17 protein-coding genes, 2 tRNA genes and 2 other RNA genes are annotated in these 16176 nt (G+C 57.1%); 17 read left to right on the plus strand and 4 right to left on the minus strand.

Features of this window, described 5'->3' with window-relative positions; genetic code table 11:
• Position 1: 1 nt before the first annotated feature.
• The 12 genes from OGM67_02815 (at position 2) to OGM67_02870 (ending at position 8846) form a co-directional block, all read left to right on the plus strand.
• A complete protein-coding gene (locus OGM67_02815) occupies positions 2-1579 on the plus strand; it encodes an MBOAT family protein (protein ID UYJ35286.1) in 1578 nt (525 codons plus the stop codon).
• A 15-nt stretch (positions 1580-1594) separates the two neighbouring features.
• Positions 1595-3121 (plus strand): amino acid adenylation domain-containing protein, encoded by a 1527-nt coding sequence (locus OGM67_02820; GenBank protein ID UYJ35287.1) that lies wholly within the window; start codon positions 1595-1597, stop codon positions 3119-3121.
• A complete protein-coding gene (locus tag OGM67_02825; GenBank protein UYJ35288.1) occupies positions 3118-4293 on the plus strand; it encodes an alanine racemase in 1176 nt (391 codons plus the stop codon). The genes OGM67_02820 and OGM67_02825 overlap by 4 nt, the downstream gene beginning before the upstream one ends.
• Before the next feature lie 19 nt (positions 4294-4312).
• Complete coding sequence (locus OGM67_02830; protein ID UYJ35289.1) at positions 4313-4540, plus strand: acyl carrier protein; 228 nt, start codon at positions 4313-4315, stop codon at positions 4538-4540.
• A gap of 81 nt (positions 4541-4621) precedes the next feature.
• An RNA gene (ffs, locus tag OGM67_02835) (signal recognition particle sRNA small type) lies at positions 4622-4721 on the plus strand.
• Between the two features lie 64 nt (positions 4722-4785).
• Entirely contained in the window at positions 4786-6492 is a 1707-nt protein-coding gene (dnaX, locus tag OGM67_02840) for a DNA polymerase III subunit gamma/tau (GenBank protein UYJ35290.1), read from the plus strand.
• Positions 6493-6513: 21 nt separating this feature from the next.
• Complete coding sequence (locus tag OGM67_02845; protein ID UYJ35291.1) at positions 6514-6855, plus strand: YbaB/EbfC family nucleoid-associated protein; 342 nt, start codon at positions 6514-6516, stop codon at positions 6853-6855.
• 10 nt (positions 6856-6865) lie between these two features.
• On the plus strand, positions 6866-7462 hold the full coding sequence (gene recR / locus OGM67_02850) for a recombination mediator RecR (GenBank protein ID UYJ35292.1): 597 nt from the start codon (positions 6866-6868) through the stop codon (positions 7460-7462).
• Between the two features lie 72 nt (positions 7463-7534).
• Positions 7535-8002 (plus strand): SsrA-binding protein SmpB, encoded by a 468-nt coding sequence (gene smpB / locus OGM67_02855; protein ID UYJ35293.1) that lies wholly within the window; start codon positions 7535-7537, stop codon positions 8000-8002.
• Positions 8003-8051: 49 nt separating this feature from the next.
• Positions 8052-8404, plus strand: a transfer-messenger RNA (tmRNA) gene (gene ssrA, locus OGM67_02860).
• A gap of 127 nt (positions 8405-8531) precedes the next feature.
• Positions 8532-8608, plus strand: a tRNA-Pro gene (locus tag OGM67_02865).
• 161 nt (positions 8609-8769) lie between these two features.
• A tRNA-Pro gene (locus tag OGM67_02870) sits at positions 8770-8846 on the plus strand.
• Between the two features lie 61 nt (positions 8847-8907).
• On the opposite strand, the gene OGM67_02875 is transcribed toward OGM67_02870, so the two are convergent.
• The gene (locus OGM67_02875; GenBank protein ID UYJ35294.1) at positions 8908-9750 is read right to left on the minus strand and encodes a sugar nucleotide-binding protein; all 843 of its coding nucleotides are present in this window, start codon (positions 9748-9750) and stop codon (positions 8908-8910) included.
• Between the two features lie 228 nt (positions 9751-9978).
• Here OGM67_02875 and OGM67_02880 point away from each other — a divergent pair, with 228 nt between their 5' ends.
• Positions 9979-11316: an MATE family efflux transporter gene (locus tag OGM67_02880; GenBank protein ID UYJ35295.1), complete on the plus strand. Its 1338-nt coding sequence runs from the start codon at positions 9979-9981 to the stop codon at positions 11314-11316.
• 83 nt (positions 11317-11399) lie between these two features.
• Here OGM67_02880 and OGM67_02885 read toward each other — a convergent pair whose 3' ends face one another.
• The 3 genes from OGM67_02885 to rpmB all read right to left on the minus strand — a co-directional run bounded on the left by OGM67_02885 (position 11400) and on the right by rpmB (position 13075).
• Complete coding sequence (locus tag OGM67_02885) at positions 11400-12593, minus strand: ATP-grasp domain-containing protein (GenBank protein ID UYJ35296.1); 1194 nt, start codon at positions 12591-12593, stop codon at positions 11400-11402.
• Positions 12594-12636: 43 nt separating this feature from the next.
• Entirely contained in the window at positions 12637-12810 is a 174-nt protein-coding gene (locus OGM67_02890) for a DUF4250 domain-containing protein (protein ID UYJ35297.1), read from the minus strand.
• Positions 12811-12886: 76 nt separating this feature from the next.
• Positions 12887-13075, minus strand: coding sequence for a 50S ribosomal protein L28 (rpmB, locus tag OGM67_02895; GenBank protein UYJ35298.1), 189 nt, complete (start codon positions 13073-13075; stop codon positions 12887-12889).
• A 215-nt stretch (positions 13076-13290) separates the two neighbouring features.
• Between rpmB and OGM67_02900 the strand changes: the two genes are divergently transcribed.
• The 4 genes from OGM67_02900 to OGM67_02915 are packed head-to-tail and all read left to right on the plus strand — an operon-like array spanning position 13291 to position 16086.
• The gene (locus tag OGM67_02900) at positions 13291-13947 is read left to right on the plus strand and encodes a site-2 protease family protein (GenBank protein ID UYJ35299.1); all 657 of its coding nucleotides are present in this window, start codon (positions 13291-13293) and stop codon (positions 13945-13947) included.
• 4 nt (positions 13948-13951) lie between these two features.
• Positions 13952-14677 (plus strand): segregation/condensation protein A, encoded by a 726-nt coding sequence (locus OGM67_02905; protein UYJ35300.1) that lies wholly within the window; start codon positions 13952-13954, stop codon positions 14675-14677.
• A complete protein-coding gene (scpB, locus tag OGM67_02910) occupies positions 14674-15246 on the plus strand; it encodes an SMC-Scp complex subunit ScpB (GenBank protein ID UYJ35301.1) in 573 nt (190 codons plus the stop codon). The genes OGM67_02905 and scpB overlap by 4 nt, the downstream gene beginning before the upstream one ends.
• Positions 15247-15252: 6 nt before the next feature.
• Positions 15253-16086, plus strand: a complete 834-nt coding sequence (locus OGM67_02915; GenBank protein UYJ35302.1) for a hypothetical protein — start codon at positions 15253-15255, stop codon at positions 16084-16086.
• Positions 16087-16176: the final 90 nt, after the last annotated feature.

Consider the following 16176-nt stretch of genomic DNA (forward strand, 5'->3'; position numbering starts at 1 on the left):
TGTGGAGATTTACTCATTTGCATTTGTCCTTCTCGTCACAGTCGGGCTGGTGCTGTATTACACCGTGCTGCGCCGCTGCCAGTGGCTTTGCCTGCTGGCGATCAGCCTTGTCTTTTTTGCGGCAAGCGGTTGGCAGGGAATTTTCTTTCTGTTTTTTACCGCACTGACCGTCTGGGGCGGCGGGCTCTGGCTTGCCCGCCTTGACGCCGACTGCGCCGCACGGCGCAAAGCGCCCGGCATCACAAAGGACGAAAAGAAAGCTGTCAAAGCCAAGACGCAGCGCCGCAAAAAGGGTGTTGTTGCGCTTGTGCTGGTCACTAATTTTTTGGTGCTGGGCTATTTTAAATATTGGTCATATTTTGTACGCCTGCTGGCTGGTGCGGTGGCGGCCACCGCACCCTCGGCTCTGGGGCTGGTCATGCCGCTCGGCATCAGCTTTTATACCTTTCAGGCGATTGGTTATCTGATTGACTGCTTCCGCGGCCGCCACCCGGCTGAAAAGAACCCCGCCCGTTTTCTGCTGTTTATTTCATTTTTTCCGCAGCTGATCCAAGGCCCCATCAACCGGTACGGAGCAATGGAGCCCCAACTGACCGCCGCGCATTCTTGGGAGTGGGAGCGCACCAAGCGTGCCCTCTTTGTGATCCTGTTCGGTGCGATGAAAAAGTATGCCATTGCCAACCTGACTGCGCCTACGATTGCCGCGATCCTTGACCGGAACGATCCCACCCTCGCCGGGTCGATGGCACTGCTGGCGATCCTGCTCTATTCGCTGCAGCAGTATGCGGATTTTTCCGGCGGCATCGACATGGTGCTGGGTGTCGCGCAACTGTTCGACATTGAGATGATGCCCAACTTCCGCCAGCCGTATTTTTCCACCTCGCTGGGAGATTTCTGGCGGCGCTGGCATATCTCCCTCGGCGCATGGATGCGTGATTATCTGTTCTACCCGTTCGCGCTGACCAAGCCGATGCAGCGATTCGGCAAATGGGCCACCGGGCACTGGGGCAAGCACTTCGGCCGTGTTTTGCCGGCTGCAGTTGCCAACCTGCTGGTGTTCGCCGTAGTCGGCATCTGGCACGGTCCGCAGGCACATTATCTTGTATGGGGCCTGTATAACGGTATGGTCATCGCCCTTGCCGATCTGCTCGAGCCTGCCTTCAAAAAAATGAACACCGCCCTGCATATCCCCACCGAGAGCCGTACATGGCATATCTTCCGCATCCTGCGGACCTTCGTCATCGTTAATATCGGCTGGTATTTTGATCGGCTGGGGCTTTCCCTCGGAGCCGCTTATCTGCGCAACACCTTTGTGAGCTTCCGCCCCGAGGCGCTGACTGCTGAGGCTCCCGCCGCCTTTGCCGCTGTCACGGGGCCGGCGTGGGGCATCGTTGCCATCAGCACTGTGCTGGTCTTTGTTCACAGCCTGATTGCAGAGCTGGGCCGCGAGCCGTATACAGAGGTTCAGCGGCTGCCGCTTGCCCTGCGCTGGGGTCTTTACTACCTTGTAATGTTTCTGGTCACCCTCAGCTTCATCTGCGTGACCGAGACCTCCGGTTTCCTTTACGCAAACTTCTAAGAAAAGAGATTTTATATGCAGACCAATATTCTGGATTGGCTTGAAGCTACCGCAGCCCATACTCCGGAGGGCGCCGCTGTCGGCGATGCGCAGCAGGACTACACCTGGGCGCAGCTGGCAGAAAACGCCCGCCGCGCCGGCAGCTTTCTGGCCGGTCATACCGCGCCGCGCTGCCCGGTCGCGTTCTATCTGGAAAAATCCGCGCCGGTTTTCGCCGCAATGCTCGGCACTGTCTATGCGGGCTGCTGCTATTCCGTGCTGGACACCCGCCAGCCTGCCGCTCGCACACAGCAGGTGCTGAGCACACTGCAGCCGTGCCTGCTCATCACTGACCGCGACCATGCGGACGCCGCCGCGGCGCTCGGCTGTTCCTGCAGCGTTTACCTGCTGGAGGATCTGCTCACAGCAGCGGTACAGCCTTCGCTGCTGGCTGCACGCCGTGCGCAGGCTGTGGATGTAGACCCGCTGTACATCAACTTTACAAGCGGCAGCACCGGCGTTCCCAAGGGGGTCACGGTCAGCCACCGCTCGGTGCTGGACTTTATCCCGCAGTTTGCCGCCATCTTTGGCATAAAAGCGCAGGATATTCTCGGCAATCAGGCTCCGTTTGACTTTGATGTTTCAGTCAAGGATCTCTACACCGCCTTATACACCGGTGCCAAGGTGCAGATCATCCCGCGTGCCTATTTCAGCCAGCCCACCAAGCTGATGGACTATCTGGCAGATCATGCGGTCACAACGCTGGTCTGGGCTGTCAGCGCGATGTGTTTTGTCTCGATCATGAACGGTTTCGGCTACCGCGTGCCTACCGCAATACGGCAGGTGTTGTTCAGCGGCGAGGTCATGCCCATAAAGCATCTCAACAAATGGAAGGCCGCCCTGCCGCAGGCCCGTTTCGTAAACCTCTACGGCCCTACTGAGATCACCTGCAACTGCACCTACTACATCCTGCCGGACCGTGTCTTTGCCCCGGAGGAGGTGCTTCCCATCGGACACGCCTTCCCCAATGAAAAGGTGTTTCTATTGGACGAAAATGACCGCCTTGTCACCGAACCCGGCCAGGCAGGGGAGTTGTGTGTCTCCGGCACGGCGCTGGCGCTTGGCTACTACGCCGACCCGGCCCGCACGGCGCAAGCCTTCACCCAAAATCCGTTGAACACCCGCTGGTATGAGCGCATCTATCGCACAGGCGACCTTGCACGCTGCGATGCGGCGGGGGAGTTCTATTACATAGGCCGCAAGGATTTTCAGATCAAGCACATGGGGCATCGCGTAGAGCTGGGCGAGATCGAGGCCGCAGCCATGCGCTGCGATGCTGTGACGCGCGCCTGCTGCATCTTTGATGCAGAGAAGCAACGGCTGCACCTGTTCTATACCGGCAGCTGCGAAAAAGCGGCCCTGCTGGCCGCGCTCAAAGCAGCCCTGCCGCCCTTTATGCAGCCGAACACGGCCCTGCAGCTGGACGAGCTGCCGATGAACAAAAACGGCAAGATCGACCGCACGGCACTGGCCGCACTGACCAAAAAAGGAGCCCGAAAATGACAGATGCCATTTTGCAGCAGCTTGCGGCCGCCTACGGCACGCCGACCTTTGTCTTTGATGCAGATGCCCTGCAGGCGCGTGTGCGCGCTATACAGGAGGTATTCGGCCCGGACATTAAGCTCTGCTATTCCATCAAGGCCAATCCGTTTTTGCTGCCCGCCATGTCCGCCGTCACTGCGCGGCTGGAGGTATGCAGCCCCGGCGAGCTGTCCGTATGTGAGAGCCTGCAGGCAGCGGATGCGCGTGTCATCTATTCCGGCGTCAACAAAACACCTGCCGACATTGCCCGTGCCGTCGCAGACGGTGCCGGAAACTACACCGCAGAATCCCTTTTGCAGGTCCGCTATCTGCAGGAGGCTGCCCGCGCGGCGGGCCGTCGTCTGCCTGTGCTGCTGCGGCTGAACGCCGGCAGTCAGTTCGGCATGTCGAAGCAGGATCTTTTTTCCGCCTTAAAAAACCGCGCAGAAACACCGGATCTTGACTTTATCGGCATTCACTATTTTGTCGGCACCCAGCGCAAAAAGCTGACCTCCCAGCAAAAAGAGCTGACCATGCTGCAGGCGCTTTATGATGAGATCGAGCAGACCTTCGGCCTGCGCCTGCCGGAGCTGGAATATGGCCCCGGCCTGCCTGTGCCGTACTTTGACGGCGATGACTTCACCGACACCCTTGCCCCTGCCAGAGCCCTCGCCCCTGCACTGCAGGAGGCTGCAGGGTGGGCGCACCTGACTGTTGAGATGGGCCGCTTTTACACCGCCGAATGCGGCTTTTACCTGACAACCGCCATGGACTGCAAGGATCATGACGGCCAGCATTACTGCATAGTGGACGGCGGCATGAACCACCTGAACTATCTGGGACAGATCATGGGAATGAAGCGCCCGCACCTGCGCCATTTTGCCGCGCAGCAGGGGACGCAGCAGGACTGGACACTCTGCGGCAGCCTGTGTACGACCAACGATGTTCTGGTGCGCAGCATCTCCCTGACCGGGCTGCAGCCCGGCGACCTGCTCGTCTTTGAAAATGCCGGCGCTTACTCTGTCACAGAGGGACTGGGGCTTTTCCTCAGCCGCGACCTGCCGCAGATCGTACTGTGGCAAAACGGCGCGCCGCAGCTTGTCCGCGCCCTCACACCAACTCACCCCCTCAACACCCCGTTGGGGGATATGTAAACCAAAAAGGAGCATTATTATGGAACAATTACTGGAAATCCTGAGCGAGATCAAGGAGGATGTAGATTTCACGACCTGCACCACGCTGATCGATGACGGCATTCTCGATTCCTTCGACATCCTGCAAATCATCTCCGCACTGAATGAAGCGTATGACATCTCTATCCCCGCCTCTGAGATCATGCCGCAGAACTTCAACAGTGCTGAGTCCCTTTACAAGATGGTGGAGCGCCTGCAGGAAGATTGACGGAAAACGCTTGCATTTATCCGGGACTTATTGTATAATACTAAAAGCGGACAGGGCTGAATTGCGCTGTTTCGCGTACAGATGCAGGTCCCGCGCGTGGGCAGCCTGTGAACCATGTCAGGCGGGGAACCGAGCAGCATTAAGCGGTGCTTGCACAGTGCCGCGGTCAAGCCTGCATCTGTACGCAAAGCAGCGCAGCCGCGTGCTCTGCCCGCTTTATTTGTATCTTAACGGGAGGTGGGCAGATGTACCGCGCCTTATACCGCAAATGGCGCCCCCAGCGCTTTGCAGATGTTGTCGGCCAGACAGCCATCGTCACAGCCCTGCAAAACCAGATCGCAGCGGGCCGCATCGGCCATGCGTATCTGTTCACCGGCACCCGCGGCACCGGCAAAACGACCTGCGCCAAGATCTTCGCCAAGGCGGTCAACTGTCTGGATACCTCCAGCCCTGACCCCTGCGGCGAATGTGAGATCTGCAAGGGTATCGACTCCGGCGCTGTCATGGACATCATCGAGATGGACGCTGCCTCCAACAACGGCGTTGACGACATCCGCGACCTGCGGGACGAGGTGGCGTATCTGCCCTCGGTCTGCAAGTACAAGGTCTATATCATTGACGAGGTCCACATGCTCTCCACGGCAGCCTTCAATGCGTTGCTGAAAACGATGGAGGAGCCGCCCGAGCATGTCATCTTCATTCTGGCAACGACCGAGGTTCAGAAGGTCCCTGTCACGATCCTGAGCCGCTGTCAGCGGTACGATTTCACCCGTATCACGGCAGATGACATTGCCAAGCGCCTGCTTTATGTAGCCGGGCAGGAAAAAATCGATCTGGACGAAAACGCCGCACAGCTGATTGGCCGCCTGGCCGATGGTGCCATGCGTGATGCACTGTCTATACTCGACACCTGCGCCGGTGTGGATAATAAGGTAGATGAAGCGCTGGTACGCCGTATGGCAGGCGTCACAGACAGGGGATACCTGTTTGAGATCAGTGATGCGATTGCAGCCGGGGATTCGGTTGCCGCGCTTGAAAAGATTGCCGCCCTGCGCCAGCAGAGTGTTGACATGCGGCGCCTCTGCATAGAGCTTGCCGGTCATTACCGAAACCTGATGCTCAGCGCCCTGCCGGGCGGCACGGCACTGCTGGCCGGTATCTCTCCCGAGGAGGAGGCTGCCTACAATCAGCGCCAGGATTTCCCGCAGGGCGATGCCATCCGCGCCATCAACGCCTTCGGCTCCGCACTTGAGAAGATGAGCCGCGGCACCGACCAGCGCATCGAACTGGAGCTGGCTGTCTTTTCGCTGACGCAGCCGGAGATCACTGCCGCAGCCCCTGTTGTGGTACAGCAGGTCGCGGCCCCCGCAGCACCGCAGGCCTTTGCATCTGCACCGCCCGTGCAGCCGGCTGCTGCCATCGTGCCCCCGGTTGCGCAGTCAAGCACTGCGTCTGCTGCTTCGGCTGAGCCGGATGATCTGCCGCCGCCCATTGATGACGACCCGCCGTTCCTGCAGCCCGAGCTACAACCCGCGCCCCAACAGACTGTGCCGGCCGCACAGCCCGCCGTCCCTAAGCCCGCACCGCGCAAAGCGGAGGCGGCGCGTTCTGTCGGCCCGCTGGAGCCGTTCGGCTTCTGGCCTGCTGTGCTGTCCGACCTTGAAGAGAATGATGCCATGCTGATTTCTTTTCTGCGGGGCACAAAAGCCTACTGTGACGGAAAGCGTGTGCTGTTTGAATGCAGCGATGCCTTCCGGGATTATATCCGCAGCAACCGCGAGGTCAGCAAGCGGCTGAAGGAAGCGATTTACCGCGTTTCCAAAACCAAGTACAGCATCGGCCCTTATGAAGAGCCGAAAGCCGCCGAAAACAGCAGCCCCGCTGTCAGTCTGGATGAAACCCTGCACACCATGCAGGCGCTGGGCGTTGACCTGAAAATCATTGACAAGTAAATTTATTTGGAGGAAAAACCTATGAAAGCAAGACTGCCCAAAGGCTACGGCCGTCCCGATCCCAACGCCATGATGCGTCAGGTCCAGAAGATGCAGGATGATATCCGCGCCAAACAGGAGGAGCTGGAGGCCAAGGAATATACCGGCACCGCCAGCGGTGAGATGGTCACTGTCACGATGAACGGCAAGCACGAGATCACCGCCGTCAAGATCAAGCCTGAGGCTGTTGATCCGGACGATATCGAGATGCTGGAGGACCTCATCGCAGCTGCTGTCAACAGCGCTTCTTCTGCGGTTGACAAGGACTCCGAGGAGGAAATGTCCAAGATGACCGGCGGTCTGAACATCCCCGGCCTGGGCTGAGAGGCACACCATGTTTCAAAAAACGGAGCCGCTGGAAAATCTGGTTGACCAGTTCGCCCGGTTTCCCGGTATCGGCCGCAAAAGCGCCGTGCGGATGGCTTATCAGGTCATGTCCATGCCTGCGGAACAGGCGATGGAGCTGGCTCAGGCTATCGAGCACGCCAAAAAAGATCTGCACCGCTGCCGTATCTGTCAGGACTTCACCACAGGTGATGTCTGCAAGATCTGTGCGTCCCAAAAGCGGGACCGCAGCGTGATCTGCGTGGTAGAATCCCCCCGCGACATCAAGGCCATCGAGCGTACCCATGAGTATAATGGTCTGTACCATGTACTGCACGGCGCAATCTCGCCCATGGACGGTATCGGTGCCGATCAGCTCTGCATCAAGGAGCTGCTGGCCCGCCTGAATGACACCGTCAAGGAGGTCATTATGGCCACCAGTCCCACGGTCGAGGGGGAAGCCACCGCCATGTATATCGCCAAGCTTATCAAGCCGCTTGGCGTCAAAACGACCCGCCTTGCCTACGGCCTGCCTGTCGGCTCCAGTCTGGAATATGCCGATGAAACCACCCTTTACCGCGCCATGGCAGGCCGCGGCGAGCTGTGACACAATTTTTCTTGACTTTTAAGCGCAGGTGCGCTACAATGAGTATCCTGCCAGTGCAAAGGAGGTGTACCCATGGCTGAGGACAAAAGCGGAAAAAAAATGATTGCCGTCAACCGCGAGGTACGCCATGAGTACTTTGTGATCGAGGCGTTGGAGACCGGCATCGAGCTGGTCGGCACCGAGGTCAAAAGTCTGCGCGCCGGCGGGGTAAACCTGAAGGATTCCTGGGCCGATATTGACGATGGGGAGCTGATTGCAAAGGGCATTCACATCAGCCCTTACGAGCAGGGAAACATCTTCAATAAAGATCCGCGCCGCCCGCGGCGTTTGCTGGCACACAAGGCAGAGATCCGCCGTCTGAGCCAGCAAATCAAGCTGCAGGGATACACGCTGGTTCCGCTGTCGCTCTATTTCAAAAAAGGTCGCGTCAAGCTGGAACTGGGCCTGTGTAAGGGCAAAAAGCTGTATGACAAGCGTGCGTCTGCTGCGGCGCGCGATGCCAAGCGCGATATTGACCGCGCTATGAAAACGCAGCGATAAGGTTGTTTTCACTTCACTTTCCCGGTGGGGGACACCCCACCGAATATGCGGGGCTGTAATGGTTTCGACGGGGAGAGAGAGGCGTGAGCAGCGGGCCGTGGCGGTGACCCACGATAAAAGCGCCAACTTAAATTAACTGACAACAATTATCCTGTTGCCGTAGCTGCCTAATTAGGCGCTACCGTCCTGCCTGTGTTAGTACCGCATAGGGTCAGGGCGTCGATTAGGTACTGAACGTGAACGGGCTTAAGCTTTGCGGCCCGGCATGAATTTATGAAGCTACCAAGGTGTAGTGCGTGTGTGCTCGCCCGCACCAAGGGAAATCCAATAAACACACTGCGCCCGGAGATACTCTAACCGATTTCTTTTCGGACACGGGTTCGACTCCCGTCAGCTCCACCATAAAAAGCAGCGTAGATTCGTTGGAATATACGCTGTTTTTATTTTTAGATATTTCTTCAAAATAGGTGTTGACATTTCACTCTCGATTCGCTATAATAATTAAGCTGACTTGAGACAGCTCGGTTGACCGGGTGTAGCGCAGTTTGGTAGCGCGCTTGAATGGGGTTCAAGAGGCCGTGAGTTCGACTCTCGCCACTCGGACCAGACATTGGGCTGTGACAATCAGCAAAATCGCTGAGCCGTTTTGGTTCAGCGATTTTTTATTTTGATTTGATTTTGTTCTGCATATTTTTTCAAAATAGGTGTTGACATTTCGCTCTCGATTCGCTATAATAATTAGGCTGACTTGAGACAGCCCGGTTCGACCGGGTGTAGCGCAGTTTGGTAGCGCGCTTGAATGGGGTTCAAGAGGCCGTGAGTTCGACTCTCGCCACTCGGACCAAACATTGGGCTGTAGCAAGCAGCAGAACACCCGCCGGAGCGTCTCCGGCGGGTGTTTTTTATTACATCTGTAAGCCGTAGTCCTGCAGGCACTGCATCAACCCGGTCTGTAAATCGGAGAAGCCGCTTCCTGCCGCTGCGCGAAGCTTACCGCCATCCATTCGCAGACTGCGCTTCCAATCCTGCTTTTCTATGTCAGGGCGGATATTCAGCTGTTCGCAGGCGCGCAGCGCCGTTTCATACATATCGCAGTCATTTTCGCTGCCGAAATTATAAATACCTCCCGGCAGCTCCATAACCTGCGTCAGCTTTTCAACGGCCTCGCGCACATAGGTGATGCCACGATAGTCATGGCAGGAGAATCGCACCGTCTGCTGCCTCATAGCCGCAGTGAGCAGGTTCAGCACAAAATTTCCGCGTATCGGCAGGCCGTACCCCGGCAGATCATACATCCAGGTCGCACGCAGCATCACGGCATCAGGCAGGGCAGACAGCACCCGCTGCTCAGCCTCCCACTTGTGGCGCCCATAGACATTTGCAGGGCAGAGCGGCTGTTCCTCTGCAAACGGCCCGTTTTCGTTAAGGCCCGTGTACACCTGATCGGAGCTGAAGCATATCAGCTTTGCCTCTACGCGTTTTGCCGCCTGTGCCATCCAAAGCGGGAGCAAAACATTCGCGCGGTAGGATTCCTCAGGATGCTTTTCACTGTAGCCCGTGTCAGAAATCGCCGCTGTATGCAGGATCACATCTGGCTGTGTTCGGCAGATATGCTCCTGTACTGCTGTTTCGTTTGCTGCGGCGAGCATTCCTTTCGGAAAGCTGCACAGCTCATACCGATCGGCCAGTTGGGTCATGATACGCGCCCCCACAAAGCCGCCCGCACCGGAAACCAGAACCTTTTTCATAAAACACCCTCCGCATCGTACATGGATTGCCTTTATTGTACCGTTTTTGCCCACCCTATGCAAGTTGCTTGACAAATTTTGCGGCATTGTGTATACTATTTTCTACTAAAACACAGTGTGGATTTTTACAGTTCCGATACTACTTTTCGCCACACAATGACCCGTGCAAGCCGGTCATTGTGTGGCTTTTTCTATGCGATTTTTGTGCAAAAAAAGGAGTGCACGCGTATGAACGATACCTTTATGAAAGAAAAACCTGTATTTCCGCTGCTGACCAGCATGGCATTGCCCATGGTCGCTTCCATGCTGGTCAGTGCGCTGTACAACATTGTGGACAGCCTGTATGTGGCCCGCATCAGCGAGGAGGCTATGACAGCCCTCTCGCTGGTCTATCCTGTGCAGAACTTCATCAACGCCGTTGCCATCGGCTTCAGCATCGGCATCAGCGCGTTGATTTCACTGCATCTGGGGGCTGGCAATCAGGAGAAGGCTGACACCGCCGCGACGCACGGCATGGTGCTGTCCCTGCTGCACGGCATCATTGCCTCCGTTGCCGGTATTGCCGTCATACCGCGTTTCCTGCGCAGCTTCACTACGGATGAAACCGTTATTGCGCTGGGGCTTACCTATGCGCGCATCGCGTTTCTCTTTTCCGTTATCATCATGGCTGCTATGGCTTTTGAAAAGATATTTCAAGCTGTAGGCTGCATGAAGATCACGATGGCAGGGCTGTCGCTCGGCTCTGTCTGCAACATTGTTCTGGACCCATTGCTCATCTTCGGCATCGGCCCTTTCCCGGAGATGGGGATTGCCGGTGCCGCACTGGCTACCGGCATCGGTCAGATGATGCAGGTGGTGTTCTATCTCATCATCTATTTTGTCCGTCCGATTCCCGTACATCTGCGCCGCAGCTGCCTGCATTTCAACCCCAGAATGGGGCTGCAGCTTTACTCGATCGGCGTGCCCGCCGTTTTAAATCTCGCGCTGCCGTCGGTGCTCATCACCTTTCTTAATTCTCTGTTGGCAGTCTATTCACAGAGCTATATCGTTGTGCTGGGCATCTATTATAAATTACAGACCTTCCTGTATCTGCCGGCAAACGGCATCGTGCAGGGGCTTCGCCCCATCATTGGCTATAACTATGGTGCCGGGGAGTATGGCCGTGTCAAAAAGGTCTACCGCACTGCCATGGCCATGTGCGCCGCCATTATGGCCGCCGGCACGCTGCTATGCCTCGTCTTGTCGGAGCAGCTGATGGGGTTGTTCAGCACTAATGTTGAAACCATTGCCATCGGTACCGCAGCGCTGCGCATCATCTGCACGGGCTTTCTGGTATCCACGATTTCGGTTGTTGTCTCCGGCGCTCTGGAGGGGCTTGGCAAGGGGATAGAGTCTCTGGTGATTTCCCTGTGCCGCTACATTGTTGTCATCATGCCGCTGGCCTGGCTGTTTTGTCACTTTGCAGGCGCAGACGGTATCTGGCATGCCTTCTGGCTGACAGAGTTTTTGACGGCTGCCATCTCGCTGGTGGTTTACCACAAAAGCGTAAAGCTCAACAGAATATAATCGCCCAAGCGCCGCACGCCCCGTGCGGCAATGCCAAAAAAAGCCGGTGCCCTCCCATTTGGGAAAGCACCGGCTTTCAGTGTTTATGCCTGCTCCTGCACATAGCGGATGAACGCATCACGCTCCGCTGTGGAGCGGACGACCGCCGTATACATCTGGTCGCCCATATCTAGGCGCAATGCCTGCGGGATGCGCCCGCACATCTTGATCCGGCTGCCGTATCGCGCCAGGATCTGGGCGTGGGTGTGCTTGTACTGGTGGCAGTCGCGGCGGCCAGCGTAGACACAGAAATACTTGTGGCCATTCAGGTCCAGACTGCGCACCTCATCATAACATACCATGTCTGCCCAGATCTGGTAGCAGTCCACAGAGTTGGCATAGTTGATCATATCGGGGGTGTAACCGCCTGCCGGACGCATATTGACCTCAAGTGCCACATAATCGCCCTTTTTGCCAAGGCCCGGCTTATCCTCGTTCAGCTGGAAAAACTCACAGTGGAAAAACCGGCTTTTAGCGCCAAAGGCCTTGATCGTGCGGAAGCCCACATCCTTGAGCGCCGCAGGAACCGTTTTCTGCGTCCAGTAGCTCAAATCGCCGTTCTTACTGACGATGTCCAGCATCGGGGTGGGGAACACATTGGAGGTGTAGAACAGCGGCACACAATGGCTGTCGGCCACGCCGTCAAAGCTGACAATCGTACCGTTGATATACTCCTCCATAATGTACTGCACCGCATGGGGCTCGGCATAGAATTTTTTCAGCTCTGAGAAGTTCTTCAGCTTATAGGTAGCCTCGGCACCGCAGCCGTTATCCGGCTTGACGATAACAGGGTAGCCTACCTCCTTGATAAACGCCCGGGCCGCCGCGAGAGTGCTGACCATGTGGTGGCGTGCCACTGGCACACCGGCTGCACGGTAGCTTTCCTTCATGCGGCTCTTGTACTTGATGCGCTCGATAAAATCATTCTTGGCACCGGTATTGATATTGAAATCGGTGCGCAGCTGGGCATCCATCTCAAGCCAGTATTCGTTGTTCGACTCAATCCAGTCAATTTTGCCGTAGTGGAAGGTGAAGTAAGCGACAGCGCGCAGCATCTCCTCATAGCTGCCCAGATTATCCACGCGATAATACTCCGTCAGGCAGTGCTTTAGCTCACCGGGAATCTCATCAAACGGTGCATCACCGATGCCAAGCACATTGACACCGTTGCGGTGCAGCCGGTCGCAAAAATTCCAGTAAGTGTTGGGAAAATGCGGGCTGACAAAGATAAAGTTCATCGGGTTCTTCAACTTCCTCTCTCAAAAGATGCGCATATGCCGTTTATACAAAGCGGTTCTGTTCACGGCTGTACTCATAGCCGATCTCTGCAAGCGCCGCACAAAGCGCCTGCCGGTCCGCCTGCTCACGGTCGCAGAAAGCATCCAGTGAGGCATCACGGTCGCGCAGCTGGGTATTCACATAGCTCAGCAGCATAATCGGGTCATGGGGGAGCATGGGTCTACCTCCTAAAAATTCCATAAAAAAGAGAAAAAGCCGGTCACACGATGTGACCGGCATTTTTTCCTTCCAATCAGACCGCGCGGGTAACTTTACCAGAGCGCAGGCAGCGGGTGCAGGCGTAGATATACTTCGGGGAACCGTCCACGATCGCCTTCACGCGCTTGACATTGGGGTTCCAGGTACGGTTGCTCCGACGATGAGAGTGAGAAACCTTGATACCGAACGTGACACCCTTGCCACAGCAAGAACATTTGGCCATAATGCTTGCACCTCCTTTTCAATAGCTTTAACAGTATAGCGTATATGTGCAGAAAATGCAAGAGTTTTTGAAGAAAAAAATTCAATTTTTTTCATAATTTTGCGTTTTTGTCTGAATCCGGCGCTAAATATTGTGTTTTGCGGCCCTGCGGGGCTTGTCTTGCCGCGGTTTCTACGATATAATAGAAAAGAATTTTAATGGGGTGGTGTTGGCTTTTGAACGGACTGTTGTCTCCGGCGCGGATCGTGCAGTATCTGCTGCGTGCCGTGGTAGTGCTGATTGCGATCCCATTTCATGAATCCGCCCATGCACTGGCCAGCCATCTTCTGGGGGATGATACCGCCGTGCGGGCCGGGCGTCTGTCGATGAACCCGATGCACCACTTTGACCCGCTTGGTGCGCTCTGCATGCTGGTGGGCGGTGTCGGCTGGGCCAAGCCTGTATCGATCAACCCGTACAATTATAAAAATCCAAAGCTCGGCATGGCGCTTTCCGCCGCTGCCGGGCCGGCCAGCAATTTTCTGCTTGCGTGGGTGTCGATGATCCTGTACAAGCTCTGCTGGTACAGCGGGCTGGGGCAGACGCTGCCTGCTCTGTTGATGTTCTTTTATTATATGGTTGCCATGAATCTGAGTCTCGGCGTTTTCAACCTGCTGCCGGTGCCGCCCTTTGACGGCAGCCGCATCGCGCTGCTGTTCCTGCCGCAGAGGCTCTACTTCAAGGCCATGAAATATGAACGGTACATTATGCTGACCGTTCTGGCGCTTGTATTTTTGGGCCTGTTGGATATACCGCTGTCGTGGCTTGTAAACGGCATGTGGCGGCTGATGCTGCAGCTGACAGGCTTTGTGGAATTGTTGTGGGGGTATTGATTTTTTGCCGGAAATTCTGACATTCAAGATAGAAGATTTTGAGGGCCCGCTTGATTTGCTGCTCTATCTGGTGGGCAAAAATAAGATGAACCTCTATGACATCAACATCATGGCCTTGATCGAGCAGTACACCGCCGCCATCCGGGAGATGCAGCAGGACAGGATGGAGGTATCCAGCGAGTTTATCGATATGGCCGCCCATCTGGTACAGATGAAAAGCGCCCTGCTGCTGCCCCGCAGCCCCGAGGCCGAGCGGATGAAGGCCGAGCTTACCGGCCGCCTGATCGAGTACAGCGCCTGTAAGGAGGTTGCCGCCCAACTGGGCAGCCGTGCCCGGGATCTATACACCGCAGCGCGCGAGCCGATGCCGCTTGTCGGCGCTGCCGAGTATACCCGCCGCCATGACCCGAACTGGCTGGTGCAGGCCTGGTTCAACCTGATGGGCCGCAGCACCCGCAAGCGGAAGCCCACACAGGAAAAGTTTGAGCCGCTGGTCACAGCGCCCTTCGTCTCCGTTGCAAGCCGTGTTTCCCATATGCTGCGCGGGCTGCTCAAAGGTCGTTTGCAGAAGATGGGCGAGCTGTTCAGCCGCGAGGAGAGCCGCAGCACGAATGTTGCCACCTTCTTGGCCCTTCTGGAGCTGATCCGCGCCGGCCGCGTTCAGGTGGACGACAGCGGCGCCCTGCAGCTTGACCGCACACACCGCAGAAGAAAGGACAAAACGCAATGACAGAACGACAGGAGCTTGGCTCTCTGGAAGCCATGCTGTTTGCCCATGCGGAGCCGGTGGAAACCGCCCGCCTGGCGGATGCTCTGCGGCTGGACACAGACGAAACCACCGAGCTGCTGCAAAAGCTGCAAAAACGGCTTGACGAGCAGGAAAGCGGCATGGTCCTCCTGTTTTTTGAGCCTGACCGTTGGCAGATGACGACCCGCCCGTATTACGGCGAAATGGTCAAGCGGATTCTCGACACCCGCCGTAATGCGCCGCTTTCACCCGCGGCGCTTGAGGTACTGGCCGTCATCGCCTACAACCAGCCTGTGTCCCGCAGCTTTATTGAGCAGGTCCGCGGCGTAGATTCCTCATCCACCGTCACAAAGCTGCTTGATAAGGGCTTGATCGAGGAGGCCGGCCGTCTGGATCTGCCGGGCAAGCCGGTTGCCTTTCAAGTTACCGACACCTTTTTGCGCGTGTTTGGGCTGGGCAGCCTCAATGATCTGCCGCCGCTGCACGGCGAGGTGCAGGAAGAGCCCGCTCCCGAAGCCGACAGCGATGCCGAGCAGCTGGAATGGAAGTGATTGCCGATGGCTGTTCTCTTGTTTATCCTGCGGCTGATTGGCTGGATACTGCTGGCGCTGCTGGTTATCCTGCTCGCCGCGCTCGTTCTGCCGCTGGGGATACGGGTTTCCTACCACCCCGGCAGCCTGCAGGTCAGGGCATATTACGGGCCGCTGCAATTTACGCTTTGGCCGCGGGGCGGCGCGGGTAATTCCCCTGCAGCGCCGCAGCCTGCGCCCGCCCCCGCACCGCCCGCAGGTAAACCGGCAGCCACAGAAGGGGAAATGCGGCCCGCTGCCACAGCGGGCAAACCGAGCGCCCCGCCTGCCGCGAAGGCTGCCGCACCGCAGGCACCGCCTGAGCCGGCAGCTGCTCCGCAGCCCGGCAGCGCTGACACCGCGCCGCCGGAGCCTGAAAGCACGCCCCCGAAGGGTTCACTGCCCTTCGGCATCTCGGAGCATATCAACGCAGCCCGGCAGCTTCTGTCCGACGACCCGATGGCCTTCGCCAGCTGCATGCTGGACCACACTGGCTGGCTTGGCAGGCTGTGTCTGCGCACGCTGCGTGTGACGCATCTGGATATTTTCTGGACTGTTCACGCAGATGAAGCCGCTGCGACCGCTGCACTTTACGGCGCAGAGATGGCGCTGGCCAATAATCTGCTGGCCTTTGTGCAGCAGCATGTCCGGCTGCAGAGCGACCGCCTTTGGCTGGAGCCTGATTTCACCGGGCAGCGGGCAGGGGAGCGAAGCATTTCATTTTCACTCAAATCCTGCGCGGGCGTACTGCTCTGGCTCCTTCTGCGGCTGTTGCACCGCCTGTGGAAAGACCCGCAGCTGCAGCCTGCACACACATCGTAATTCGTTGGTTTCTATGGCAATACCGCATAATTCTAAGTGCCGATACGGCGAGCGAGGTGCGGCAGATGCTAAGCCAAAAGCGCAGATAAT

This window comes from Oscillospiraceae bacterium (genome assembly GCA_025757985.1).
In the GTDB taxonomy this organism is placed as follows: Bacteria; Bacillota; Clostridia; order Oscillospirales; family Ruminococcaceae; genus Gemmiger.